The 13196-nt window shown below is 48.1% G+C and carries 12 protein-coding genes and 1 pseudogene; 1 reads left to right on the top strand and 12 read right to left on the bottom strand.

Going from position 1 to position 13196, the window contains the following annotated elements; all coding sequences use genetic code 11:
- Position 1: 1 nt before the first annotated feature.
- The 7 genes and pseudogenes from C825_RS26365 to queC all read right to left on the bottom strand — a co-directional run bounded on the left by C825_RS26365 (position 2) and on the right by queC (position 6465).
- Positions 2-742, bottom strand: coding sequence for an ABC transporter ATP-binding protein (locus tag C825_RS26365; RefSeq protein ID WP_009859868.1), 741 nt, complete (start codon positions 740-742; stop codon positions 2-4).
- 147 nt (positions 743-889) lie between these two features.
- Complete coding sequence (locus C825_RS26360) at positions 890-2101, bottom strand: efflux RND transporter periplasmic adaptor subunit (RefSeq protein WP_009859867.1); 1212 nt, start codon at positions 2099-2101, stop codon at positions 890-892.
- A gap of 35 nt (positions 2102-2136) precedes the next feature.
- Positions 2137-3438, bottom strand: coding sequence for a TolC family protein (locus C825_RS26355; protein WP_228100123.1), 1302 nt, complete (start codon positions 3436-3438; stop codon positions 2137-2139).
- A gap of 354 nt (positions 3439-3792) precedes the next feature.
- Positions 3793-4416: a hypothetical protein gene (locus C825_RS26350; RefSeq protein ID WP_010800765.1), complete on the bottom strand. Its 624-nt coding sequence runs from the start codon at positions 4414-4416 to the stop codon at positions 3793-3795.
- Positions 4417-4444: 28 nt separating this feature from the next.
- Positions 4445-5230, bottom strand: a complete 786-nt coding sequence (locus C825_RS26345) for a 3-keto-disaccharide hydrolase (protein ID WP_010800764.1) — start codon at positions 5228-5230, stop codon at positions 4445-4447.
- Between the two features lie 91 nt (positions 5231-5321).
- A complete protein-coding gene (gene queF / locus C825_RS26340; protein WP_010800763.1) occupies positions 5322-5786 on the bottom strand; it encodes a preQ(1) synthase in 465 nt (154 codons plus the stop codon).
- Between the two features lie 8 nt (positions 5787-5794).
- A pseudogene (gene queC, locus C825_RS26335) lies at positions 5795-6465 on the bottom strand (7-cyano-7-deazaguanine synthase QueC).
- 237 nt (positions 6466-6702) lie between these two features.
- Here queC and C825_RS26330 point away from each other — a divergent pair.
- Complete coding sequence (locus tag C825_RS26330; RefSeq protein ID WP_010800762.1) at positions 6703-8160, top strand: OmpP1/FadL family transporter; 1458 nt, start codon at positions 6703-6705, stop codon at positions 8158-8160.
- Positions 8161-8436: 276 nt separating this feature from the next.
- Here the strand turns inward: C825_RS26330 and C825_RS26325 are convergent, their stop codons facing one another.
- The 5 genes from C825_RS26325 to C825_RS26305 all read right to left on the bottom strand — a co-directional run bounded on the left by C825_RS26325 (position 8437) and on the right by C825_RS26305 (position 13049).
- On the bottom strand, positions 8437-8757 hold the full coding sequence (locus tag C825_RS26325; protein WP_009859860.1) for a T9SS type A sorting domain-containing protein: 321 nt from the start codon (positions 8755-8757) through the stop codon (positions 8437-8439).
- Positions 8758-8843: 86 nt separating this feature from the next.
- Entirely contained in the window at positions 8844-9758 is a 915-nt protein-coding gene (locus C825_RS26320) for a ribonuclease Z (protein ID WP_010800761.1), read from the bottom strand.
- A 320-nt stretch (positions 9759-10078) separates the two neighbouring features.
- Positions 10079-11233 carry a cytochrome d ubiquinol oxidase subunit II gene (locus C825_RS26315; protein WP_009859858.1) on the bottom strand — a complete coding sequence of 385 codons (1155 nt, stop codon included), beginning with the start codon at positions 11231-11233 and terminating at the stop codon, positions 10079-10081.
- 11 nt (positions 11234-11244) lie between these two features.
- Positions 11245-12810 (bottom strand): cytochrome ubiquinol oxidase subunit I, encoded by a 1566-nt coding sequence (locus C825_RS26310; protein WP_009859857.1) that lies wholly within the window; start codon positions 12808-12810, stop codon positions 11245-11247.
- A gap of 11 nt (positions 12811-12821) precedes the next feature.
- Positions 12822-13049 carry a DUF4492 domain-containing protein gene (locus tag C825_RS26305; RefSeq protein ID WP_009859856.1) on the bottom strand — a complete coding sequence of 76 codons (228 nt, stop codon included), beginning with the start codon at positions 13047-13049 and terminating at the stop codon, positions 12822-12824.
- Positions 13050-13196: the final 147 nt, after the last annotated feature.

The following is a 13196-nucleotide window of genomic DNA, read 5'->3' as shown; positions in this document are numbered from 1 at the left end:
ATCAATCGTCATTTTTCGGCAATTTGGCTAATGCCTCTGCCGCATTTTGTATGTTGTTGTTCACTGTATCCGCAGTGACATGCCCGTCGCGCAGGGTGATGTTACGGCTGCTGTATTGGGCGATCTCCGGATTGTGTGTTACGAAGATGATGGTACGTCCTTCGGCATGGAGCTTCTGGAAAAGTACCAGTATCTCGAACGAGGTGCGTGTGTCCAGATTTCCCGTCGCTTCGTCGGCGAGGATGACTGCCGGGTCGTTCACCAGGGCACGGGCGATGGCGACGCGCTGCATCTGTCCGCCGGACATCTGGTTACTCTTGTGCATCAGGCGGTCGCCCAGCCCTACGGCCACCAGTGCCTCTACGGCTTTCTCGTGGCGGGCGGCGGCACTGAAAGAGGGATTGTACATCAGGGGGAGTTCCACGTTTTCAACGGCTGTCGTTTTGGGCAGCAGGTTGTAACTCTGAAATACGAATCCGATCTTGCGGTTACGCAGCGTGGCACGGGCGTTTTTCCCCATGGTGCGGACTGAGACGCCGTCGAGATAGTATTCGCCGCTGGTCGGTGTGTCGAGGCATCCTAACGTGTTCAGTAGCGTACTTTTTCCCGAGCCGGAGGTTCCCATGATGGTCACGAATTCGCCTTCATGTATAGTGAAGCTGACACCCCTCAGGGCGTGAACGGTTTCGTCACCGACATGGAAGTCACGCTTGATATTATCTAGTTTAATAATCTCTTTCATTGTTCGTTCTGTTGTTTAATTCTGACACACCCCCTGCCCCCTCTCGAGAGGGGAAGAGTTACTACTTGTAGGTAGATAACAGGTAGTGTCGGGAGTTTCCTTTCCCCTCTTGAGAGGGGGGCAGGGGGTGTGTTACAGTTTACAATATCACTTCTTCTTGTTTCCTCCCGGAGGTCCCGGCATGAACGGGCTCTTTTCGGCTGCTTCGGCCATTGGGGCGGGAGCGTCGGAGGTCAGGTCTACGGCTATTTCTTCGCCTTCGGTCAGTCCTTCGGTCACTTCAATCATATTGCCGCTGGTAGAACCGACGGTGATGGCTCTCGGAGTGAGCTGCTGGCCTTGTTTTACCCAGATGATGCGTTTGCCGGCGGGAGCTTCCTGTGCACTGTTTTCGGTGGTGTAGCCGGTGCCCGGCAATAACTCTTCTTCAGGGACGAAACGCAATGATTTGGTCGGCACTGTCAACACGTTTTCGCGTTCAAGCGTATAGATGGTGACGTTGGCTGTCAGACGTGGTTTCAGCTTCAAGTCGGGGTTGTCGGCTGTGATGACTACCTCGTAAGTGACAACGGTTGAAGTGGAGGTCGACGAACTGCTGCTACTGCTACTGTCGCCCAGGCGAATCTGCCAGACGGTTCCTTCGAACACGTCGTTCGGATAAGCGTCGACGGTGAAGCTGACGCGCTGTCCGTTTTCTACGTTGCCTATATCGGCTTCATCTACATCGGCGATTACCTGCATCTTCGTCAGGTCGGCGGCGATGGTGAACAGGGTCGGGGTTTCGAAGCCGGCGGCAACGGTCTGCCCTTCTTCAACGGCGCGGTTGATAACGACACCGTCTATCGGGCTGGTGATGGTCGCGTATTCCAGGTTGCGGTTTACCTTCACCATCGAGGCCTGGCTCTGCTCGTAAGCGGCTTTGGCCTTCTCGTAATTGTAGGTGGCCGTTTCGTAATCGGCGTCGCTGATTAGCTTCTTGTCGAAAAGGACTTTGCTGCGGGCATAGTTCTTTTGCTGGTATTCGTATTCGGTTTTGCTGCTAGCCAGCTGGGCCTGGGCGGAAGCGAGTTCGGCTTTCAGGTTGACTTTATCCATTTCTGCGATTAACTGGCCGGCTTTCACAACGTCGTTGTAGTCGGCATAGAGCTTGTCGATGATGCCGGATACCTGTGTACCGACTTCGACCTCGGTCACCGGTTCGACTGTCCCGGTTGCCGTTACTGTGTTTGAGATGGAGCTGCGGCCTACTTTGGCTGTCTCGAGCCGGATGCCGCCTTTCGACGTTTTACCTGTGAAGAACCAGATTCCTCCGGCTACGACCAGCACGCCTGCTATACCGATAATAAGTTTCTTGTTCATATCTTTATCTGTTTTATTTTTTCTTTACTGGAAATTTAGAGCAGGTCGATTTCTTCTCCCTGGTAGAATCGCAGCAGGCTTGCATTCAGGATCGCTGTGTATTTGGCCTGGAGCGTTTCCTGTTGTGCGCTTAGCAGGTTGTTCTTTTCCGTGAGCAGTTCCACGGTGTTCTTCATGCCCAGGTTGAACTGTTCGCTGACAAGGGCGTAGCTGGCCTGTGTGCTTTTCAGTTTCTGGGTGGCGGCTACGTATTGCTGCTGTGCGCTGTTGGCACTGAGCCAGAGGCTTTCGATGGTTTTGTAAAGCGTTTTCTGGTTGTCCATCAGGTCCAGTTCGCTGGTCTGACGTTGCAGTTTGGCTTTATTGACAGCACTTTTGGTCTGCCGCTTGTCAAAGATGGGGATGCTCAGGGTCAGCCCTATCGAGTTGTTCCAGTTCTGTTTCACCTGTTCGCTGAAGCTGAAGTCGTTGCCGTTGGCATTGGTCGTTCCGATGCCGGCGCTGAGGCTCAGGCTCGGAATGTATCCGGCGCGGGAAATCTTGATGTTCATGTCGGAGGCCTCTATGTTTAGCTTGCTCGATTCGATTTCGGGACGCAGGTTGAGGGCGGTCTGATAAACGTCATCCTTGGTAGGGAGCGGTATCAGCACGCTGCTGTCGTCGAGTGGCGGCAGGAAAAGGTCCATTTCGAAGTCGCCGTCGAGTTCCAGGAGTTGCTTGAGTTGCAGCTTGTAGTTTTGCAGGGTCGTTTGCGAAGTGACCAGCTGGTAGTTGTCGTTGCTGACCTGTGCTTCCAGTTGGGCGAGGTCGCTGGAGGCGATGCTTCCGGCGTTGAACAGTTCCTGTCCGCGTTCAAACTCTTTCCGGCTGACTTCCAGTGTCGATTCGTTCACCTTCACGGCTTCGGCGGAATAAAGTATCTGCACGTAGAGCTGGGTGATGTTTTCCTCGATGGAGTTTTCGCTCTCGTCGACGGTGAGTTCGGCCACGCGGCTGTTCAGTTGCTGTTGTTTGAGCGTGTTCACCCGTTTGCTTCCGTTGTACACGGTCCAGTTTGCATCGATGCCGTAGCTTCCGTTGTACGAGGTTTTGCTTTCGCTGGTGGTGATGTTGTCGCCGCTGATGATGGTGCCGCTCGCGCTGTTCGGACGGTTCACGATACGCTGGCTGATATTACCGCTCAGGGAAGGGAGGAAATCCGCTTTTGCCGTCTTCACATCTTCCTGGGTGCTTTCGACGTTGATGCGGTTTCGACGAATAGTGATATTATGCTCCAGTGCATAATCGATACAATTACGAAGCGTCCATTGCTTCGGCATGTCGTCTTCTGCTTTCATCCCGGCAGGCAGGAGAAGCAGACAAGAGAGGATTATTAGAGATACTTGTTTCATAATGCTTTCGTTTTGCGACCTAAACATTCTTTTTACCTTGTTACGGAAGCAAAACTACTTTACATTAAAAAACTATACAATCAGAATAGAAATAGGGCAGTGGTTCATAGACGAATACGGGAATTTCACCGATAAACAGGAAAGGGCTGTTGTTAATAACAATGGTATATAAAGTTTGTAGATGGCACACAGATGACGCAGATTGAGCAGATGACCACAGATTTATATTATTTAAAAATATATTATCTGCGGCTATCTGCTCAATCTGCGTGCTATCGTGTGACTGAAATCTCCGATTTCTTATCGCTCGAGAGAAACGGTTGTTTTGCCACCGGACTTCCGGATGAATATCTTCTTGTCGTACTCATCATCCGAATAGATATGTGTGCCGTTGTATTTCCAGGAAACGATTTTCCCCCAGTACTTTCCTCCGACAACGCCCTTGTCTGTGTATTTATAGGTGATTTCCATTTTATCGGTATCGCCGTTTACATAGATAGGGAACGTATAAGTACTTTGTCTTTCGTCTCCGTAAGCGCTCACCGTGCAGTAATGGAGTCGTTCTTCCGAATCATAAAGTATCCAGTTGTGATTGCCGTTGTAGCGGATGGTGTTGCTTTCGACATCGCGGATGTTGTCGTAGGTGCGTTCGAGCGGATTGTCCAGCTCTTCGTTCCACGAGACAGGGAAGGTTTTCAGGTCGCTCGGGTTGATGAGGTCGTTTCCCTTTTCATCTATATAATAGAATCGTAAAGTGTTTCCTCTTGAAAAGAAGTTTCCCTCCGGTATATTGTTATACCATACTTCTTCGTTGTCTTCTTCCTCATCTCCGTCTTTGCCGTTTAATAAATAGTTGTTGCAGCCGGAAAGGACGGTCGCACAAAGGAACAGCAGCCATATACCGAATAGGTTATTTGTTTTCATCGTATATAAACACTTTACTTATTGATTCTTATAACTCTCTCAACCAGATATTCCGGAAGCTGATCGGTTCGCTCGGATCGCCGTGGCTTTGCAGGATGATCGGGCCGGCTCCGTGGGGAACGACTTTCGGGAAGCCGATATATTCGGTTGTTCCGAGGATGGTCGTATTGTTCTGTAAAACGATGCCGTTCTGGATAACGGTGATGCTGGGAGGAACGCGGTAGGTTCCGTCTTCCTTGAAAATCGGGGCGGTGTAGATGATGTCGTATACATTCCATTCGCCCGGTTTACGCATGGCGTTTGCCAATGGCGGTGTCTGTTTGTAGATACTGCCGGTTTGGCCGTTCACGTATGTTTCGTTGTTGTAGCAGTCGAGTATCTGAACTTCGTACATCCCTTGCATGAAGATGCCGCTGTTGCCGCGTCCCTGGCTGGTTCCGGTGATATTCTCAGGAACACACCACTCGATATGTAGCTGGTAGTTGTTGAACTTCTGTTTGGTCTGGATATCACCGGTCTTTTTATTGACTGTGAATACGCCGTCGTGAACGGTCCATTGGGCCGGTTGGCCGTTGGTGCTTTCCCAGGCGGAGAGGTCTTTGCCGTCAAACAGGACGATGGCATCCGACGGGGCGGAATTTGTTTTGATATCTCCCGGAGTTACAATCTTGGGTTGAGGCGTCCAGTACTCCGACATGCCCGGAGTCATCTTTTCCGGTTGCGGATACTCTTTTTGTTGTGCGCTCAGATTTACGCAGGCGGTGCAGGCCATAGCGGCCAGTGTTGCCTTGATAGTGAAATTTCTATTCCTCATGGTCTAAATAATTATGTAGGTTTACAATTAAGTGATTGCAAATCTACATAATTATTTGCCACGTTGTAGCATCTGCTACCGGAAAATACTTTTATGCGTTATGGTTGAAGAGGCGTTGTTCGGCCAGTTGCTCGTATTTGGTGCCCGGACGGCCGTAGTTGCAGTACGGATAGATGCTGATGCCGCCGCGAGGGGTAAAGATGCCCGTCACTTCGATATATTTCGGGTCCATCAGCTTGATAAGGTCTTTCATGATGATGTTGACACAGTCTTCATGGAAGGCTCCGTGGCTGCGGAAGCTGAAGAGGTATAATTTCAGACTCTTGCTTTCCACCATCTTCACATCGGGTATATAGTCGATATGGATAGTCGCAAAATCGGGCTGTCCGGTGATGGGGCAGAGGCTGGTGAATTCGGGGCAGTTGAAACGTACCCTGTAGTCATTACCTTGATGCTTGTTGGTAAATGCTTCCAGCACTTCCGGGGCATAATCCTGTTTATATTCGGTAGAACCGCCCAGGAGGTGCAGTTCGTTTTCATTCTTTCTTGTATCCATTTTTGCAGTTACTTGTTAGCTGTTAACTTCCTTTTAAGGTATTTCTCTAATCCTTCCCGGCGCAGTTTGCAGGCGGGCAATGGCCGCAACCGTCGGCTGGAACGCCGTTGTAGCAGGTCAGTGTCTGCGTGCGGACCAGGTCGAATACGCCCAGTTCGTCGGAGAGCTGCCATACTTCGCTTTTATTGCGGTCCATCAGAGGTGTATGGATGACGAACTGTTCATCCATCGCCAGGTTCAGCGTCACATTGAGCGAGCGGACGAAGGTGTCGCGGCAATCGGGATATCCGCTGAAGTCGGCCTCCGATACGCCGGTGACGAGATGGAAAATCCCTTTGCTCCGTGCCATGATGGCAGCGAATGTCAGGAAAACCATGTTCCTTCCCGGTACGAAGGTGTTCGGATAACTGTCGGCCGGTTTGTCTTCATCCATTTCGATAGAAGTGTCCGTCAACGAGTTAGGCGCCAGTTGGCTGATTAGCGATACGTCCAGCAATTGGAACGGCACGTCGGCATCGGCAGCAATCTTGCGTGCAATATCAATTTCGAGGGAATGTTTCTGGCCGTAAGTAAAACAGACGGCTTCTACGCGTTTAAAGTGCTTCTTGGCCCAAAATAGGCAGGTGGTGGAGTCTTGTCCACCGGAGAAGCATACCAGAGCGGCATCTTGATGTTTCATATTTTTCTTGTTTTATACGTGGTTCAGCAAGCACACGGCAAGGGAAACGTTCCTTTGCGTTGCAAAGATAAGGAGATTTTCTGAATTATTTATTCTGTGGAGAAATTGCACAATAAATGCGGAAATGTGCCGCACATTCTTGTTAAAAGTGTGCAATATTAAAGAAAAGTCTTTATCTTTGCCGGCGTTTGCATCTGAGAGGATGTTATAAGAGAGGTATTAATTAATGAATATTTTATGAAGAAAGTTATCGCTTTAGCATGTCTTTCCATGCTTCCGATGTCGTATGCAGCGGCAGAGGGTTACCAGGTTAACGCTCAGAGTACCAAGCAGGCAGGTATGGGACACGTAGGTGTAGCCATGAAGTTGGGTGCAGAAAGCATGCATTTTAATCCGGCTGGTCTGGTGTTTATGGATAAGAACGTGGATTTGTCGGCCGGTATTACCGGGGTGTTTGCCAATGGTAAGTTTACGGGAGATGATGGTTATGTACAAAAAACGGATAATAAGGCAAGTACTCCTTTATATGTATATGCCGGTTTCAAGATTTATGACTTCCTGGCAGCCGGTATCAGTGTAAACACTCCTTATGGTAGTGCGATTAACTGGGGACGCGACTGGAAAGGTGCTCACCTGGTGCAGGATATCTCTTTGAAGGCATTCAATATTCAGCCAACTGTTTCCTGGAAGATTATGGATAACCTGAGTATCGGCGCAGGCCTGATGATGGAATTCGGTAATATTGAACTGAATCGTGCCTTGATTGCTCCGCGTGCCATGACAGGTTTGGCTGAGAGCATGATGGGGCAACTTGGTCCGATACTTGAAGCAAAGCCGGAATTGAGACCGGTTGTTGACCAGTTGGTCACAGAAATGGCTAAATATGACGAAGTATCCGCAGCTTCTGCTTCTTTGAAAGGAGATGCAGGTATCCGTTTCGGGTTCAATGTGGGTGCGATGTATGATATTAACGATAAATTCACGGTCGGTTTATCTTACCGTTCAAAGGTGAAAGCCCGTGTGAAAGAAGGTGATGTCCGTTTGAGCTATGCTAATGAATTAGGAATTAAAGGATTGTTGGAACAGGTAAATGGCTTGGTTGGTCAGCTCCAGGCAAGTGGCATCACTATTCCCGGTATTCCTGAGGGCGGAATCAATATTCCTCCACTGGACCAGGCTACTTTCTCTGCTGAACTGCCTCTGCCGGATAACTGGAATGTCGGCCTGACTTACAAACCCAATGACCGCTGGATTGTTTCCGGTGAAGTTCAGTTTGTAGGCTGGGGTGCTTACAACTCTTTAGTTGTGAACTTCTATCCGGCATCCGAATTGAGCGATTATGATATCGATGCCCCGAAGAAATATAAAAACTCACGTATCTATCGTTTGGGAACTCAGTTTGCAGCAACAAACCGTCTGGACCTTCGTTTAGGTGCATATTTCGACGAAACTCCGGTAGAAGATAATTATCTGAATCCCGAAACTCCGAGTATGAACAAACTGGGTATCACTGCCGGTTTGAGTTTCCGTCCGTTACAGTCTTTATCCGTTGATTTTGCATTCTCTTATGTAACAGGTTTCGGGCGCGACGGTTCTTATACCGACCTGGACCTTTTAAAGAAACCCCGTACATTCGGCGGACATTACAACGTATATGCCTTGATGCCGTCTATCGGTCTTTCCTACGCTTTTTAACCTATACATATATAATTACAGAAGAAGAGGGCTTGTCTTGGTGGCAGGTCCTCTTTTCTTTTCGGGAAGACGGAGGTTTGTTTTATTCGGGAAGAACTTATAGCTTGTGCGGATGAAATAAAAGTTCCATCAGGGTGGGGAAATAAGCCCATTGCAGTGGGGATTTTTCCCCATTATGGTGGGGACTTTCCCCCACTGTGTAAAAAACTTTGGGGAAATTAGAATGAGATGTGATGGATATAAGTAAAAAGATATCCAAAAACAACGGAGATGTATTTAGCGGATGGCTACTTTGCGGACAGTTTCGCCGATGCGGACGATATAGTAACCTTTGGCGATGTTAACGGTGTATTCGCCATCCGGTTGTTTCAGCTCGATTTCCTTGACACGGATGCCTACTACACTGTATATTTCCAGCTTGCTTCCGATGGGAGCATTCTTCACAACCACCTTGTTGTCGTAGGCGCTGATTTCGATAGAATCGGGTTCTGCCTGCTTTATGGCATGCGTTGCCTGAACCGTTTGCTGCGCACTTGCAATAAACGGGGAACCAACGTAAGCGCTGATCAACAGGATTATGGAAAATAATATTCTCATATTCGAAACCCTAAATTCGTACAAATGTATGAATAATTTTGAATATGCTGGATATTTGGCAGTTATTATTTAAGAAAACCACGATATTATATAGGCAAAACCATCCCTTCGGCTCCGAGAATGGTGCCGGGATATACTTCTTCCGCTTCACGATGCAATGTTGCCAAGTCCTCGTAACGGGCAGAATAATGGCCGATAACGAGGCGTTTGACACCGGCTTTCAGAGCGATGTCTGCCGCTTGCCGTGCTGTAGAATGGAATGTTTCTTTGGCGCGTGCCTTGTCGCATTCGGCAAAGGTCGCCTCATGATAAAGAAGGTCTACCCCTTCAATGATCGGGATGACGGAAGGATTGTAGGCCGTATCCGAGCAATACGCATACCGTTTGGGGGGAGCTGCCGGGCGTGTCAGTCGTGAATTGGGAATCACTTCTCCTTCCGGCGTGACATAATCTTCTCCCAGCTTGATATCCTTCATGCATCTGACGGGGACCTGATAGAAGTCGGTCATCTCGCGGATGATATGGGCTTCTTTAGGCTTCTCGGCAAACAGAAAGCCGCAGGTCGGGATACGATGTTTCAGAGGAATGGAGTAGACGGAAAGCGAGCGATCCTCCATAATCAGCGAATGACTACGTGTATCCACAGGATTGAAACGGACTTCGTAAGGCATGCCTTTACAGAATGTATCCAATACCGGACGCATATAGTTTTCGATCTCTTTGGGTGCATGTATCACCAGTTCGCCGGTGCGTCCCAGCATACCAAGTGTGGAGATCAAGCCGGGCAGACCAAAACAATGGTCACCATGCAGGTGGGATATGAAAATATGATTCAACCGGCTGAATTTGATACGCATATGGCGCATCTGCACCTGTGTGCCTTCGCCACAGTCTATCATATATAATTTGTCCCGTAAATCTACTACCTGAGAGGTTGCCAGATGCCGTGTTGTAGGTAAGGCCGAACCGCATCCCAAAATGTTTAAATTGAAATCTGCCATAAAGGAATCCCTTGGATAATTGTTTGCAAAGATAATACAAAAGCATCTGTGTTCTGTGAAAAATAACAAAAAATGCGGTCGGATTGTTCCGAAGATGCTTCGGATTACATATATTTGTTTGCTGTCCTAAAGGAAGCATTCTATAGTAAGTAAAAAAGACTTAAGATATTTTATTCTAAGCCTTAACTAACTTTTTCTTTTTGTTTAAAACGGTTAAATGTAGAAACGGCCAAGCGTGAGCTTCGCCGTTTCCTTTGTTTTATGGGGTATGTTTCTTGCAAAGGGCGGTTCGTGAACCGCCCGTACGGACGCCGTGTTCTTTAGTAAGTGTGCCCGTCTTTCTGTTCCATCTCTTCTGCGTCGATCTTATGAAGGTCGAGTGCCCTCCATGCATAGAATATATAAGCCAGCACGAACGGAACGAGAATGGATACGTAACTCATCACTTTCAGCGTGAACGGACTTGATGAACTATTCTGAAGAGTCAGCGAACTTTGCAGATCGGTCAACGACGGATAATAAGCCGTGTTGTTCCAACCGGCACAGAGCAATAACGCCAGTACGGTGAGGACGGTCCCTGTCCCGGCAAACCAGATTCCTTTCCGCCACGTTTGCGACAGGATTGTTTTAATAATACCGAACAAGACAAGCACTACGCCCACCAGCAGAACTGCCAGTACAGCCGGCATCTCGATCAGGTTGATGAAATATTTATAAGGCTGCATGAACACCTCCTGCGTTTCCGGGTTCACGGCAAAACCGTCTACCAGCATCAAACGTACGAGGAACAGCAGGAAGAACACCAGGAACAAAGCTGTTTCCGGTATCAAGCGTTTCCGGCAGCGGCTCACTATATCCTTATTGTCAATATTGTTGATGAAATAGAGCAATGCCTGCACACGTGCCAGGAAGAATACGGCCAGCCCGAGACAAACGTTCCAGAATACAAATGCTGCTTCCAGCCCGTGCAGAGAGTTATTCCAGGTCGAGATAACCGGCATGGCAATATCTGTCATTTGTCCTTTATTTACCGAAAATTCGGCTCCGTTGAAGAAAGTCCCTACGGCAGTTCCCAGCAGGATCGGGCCCAGCACGCCGTTGATGATCAGGAATACCTGGTAAGTCTTTTTGCCCAGTAAGTTTCCTTTTTTAGCTTGGTATTCGTAGGATACGGCCTGTATCACGAAGCAAAGCAGAATGAGCATCCACACCCAATAAGCACCGCCGAAACTGGTCGAGTAGAATAAGGGGAAAGAGGCAAAGAAGGCACCACCGAAAGTAACCAGCGTTGTGAAGGTAAACTCCCATTTACGTCCGGTTGAGTTTAATAGCATCTTTTGTTCCAGCTCCGTCTTCCCGATCGAAAAGAGCAATGACTGACCTCCCTGTACAAAAAGCAGGAATACTAACAGTGCTCCCAGCAGGGATACGAGGAACCACCAGTAATGTTGTAATAATATATATGTACTATCCATGGTGTATATTTTTAGTTTTCATTGTTAGTAGATACGGCCGGTCCTTTCTTGATAGCCTTCACCATAATTCCCACTTCGGCAATCAGTAAGATGGTAAACAGGATCAGAAACAGGAAGAAAGTGGTCTGTACAGACGACGTAGCCAGTTTGGAGATAGATGCGCTCGTCGGAAGGATATCCTGTATGGCCCAGGGTTGGCGTCCCACCTCGGCAACGATCCATCCGGCCTGTCCGGCAATATATCCCAGCGGAATCGACCACAGGCATACTTTCTGAAGCCAGCGGGTGTCTTTAAACTTGTCTTTTTTACTCCAGATGATCGCAATGATAAAGAGCAGGATGAAGTAACCTCCCAGAATCACCATGATGCGGAAGGAATAGAACGTCATTCCTACATGAGGAACCAGGTCGCCCGGATCTTTGATGTAACCGTAACCGAAATAAGGGAAGTTTTCTTCAAGTGTCGCCCGGTATTGTTTGGCGGCCGCTTCGTCTTTCTCTTTCTTGGCTTCGCGGTATTTGGCGAGTGATTGGATAGCCAGTTGCCCTTTGGCGATCTTTTCGGCAGCGGAAAGGGCCGGCGTGCCATCTTTGGTTTCATATCCTCCTTCGATCAGATTATTGATACCCGGCACATATCCGTCTATCTTGCGTTCTGCCAGCAAAGACAGCATTTTCGGTATTTGTATATTAAAGATGAATGGCTCTACATTGTCTTTATAACTGGTCTTTTCCGGATTCAGCATCCCGATGCCCACCAGTCCGACACCGTTTCCTCCTTCGTAAAGGCCTTCCATGGCAGCCAGCTTCATCGGCTGTTTCTGAGCAACCTGATAGGCGGAACCGTCACCGGTCCAAAGGATCAGTAAAGAAGCAACCAGTCCGAAAATGGCGCTGATCTTGATACTTTCCAGGGCAAAACGCGTTTCCCGTTTCTTCAACAGATACCAGCTACTGATGCCTATTACAAATAACGCACCTACGATCCAGCCGGATAATACGGTGTGGAAGAATTTATTGATGGCGACAGGCGACAAAGCGACTGCCCAGAAATCGAACATTTCGTTGCGTACCGTGTCCGGATTGAATTGCATACCTGCCGGATGCTGCATCCAGGCATTGGCGATCAGAATCCACAGGGCGGATAAGGTGGCTCCGATAATGGTCAGCCAGGTAGAAGCCAGGTGGAAACGTTTGCTCACCTTGTCCCACCCGAAGAACATAACCGCGATGAATGTCGCTTCCATAAAGAAAGCAAGGATACCTTCGATGGCCAGCGGCGCTCCGAAAATATCTCCGACGAACCAGCTGTAGTTCGACCAGTTCGTCCCGAACTCAAATTCGAGAATCAGACCGGTGGCAACACCGATCGCGAAGTTAATACCAAACAGCTTCATCCAGAACTGAGCTGTCTTTTTCCAGAATTCGTCACCTGTTTTGTAATAAATGGTTTCCAGTATTGCCTGGATCACACCAAGCCCTAAAGTCAGGGGTACAAAAAGCCAGTGATACATGGCCGTCAGAGCGAACTGCGCCCTCGACCAGTCAATCAAAGAAGTGTCAATGCTTTCGATCATAATTATATTAATTAAGGAGTAATTGCTCGATTGATCAATTCACCCGATACGTGTTCCTGTTTCTCGGAATCGCTGTCAAACTGTCCCAGGTAATTAGGAAAGAAAAACAGTTTTAATATAAAAAACATGATGAAGAGCTTGACCAATATAATCAGCCATAGCGTTTTACCCAGCTTCATTTCACGAAATCCTTCCAGGTAAAATTGGTAAATTCGAACAAGTATTGGTTTCTTTTTCATGTTCAGCTCTTCATTTATATAACAGAAATCTGGTGAATATGTTTTGTGTTAGACAAATATAAAAGAAAGAACGACTTTTCAAACACCTAGTTCCATAGATAATATTTATGAAAAAATAGACATTGTCTATAAGCACTGTTAAAAAAA

This window comes from Parabacteroides sp. ASF519 (assembly GCF_000364265.2).
GTDB classification, from domain to species: domain Bacteria; phylum Bacteroidota; class Bacteroidia; order Bacteroidales; family Tannerellaceae; genus Parabacteroides; species Parabacteroides goldsteinii.
This window is presented reverse-complemented; position numbering and strand designations above follow the sequence as displayed.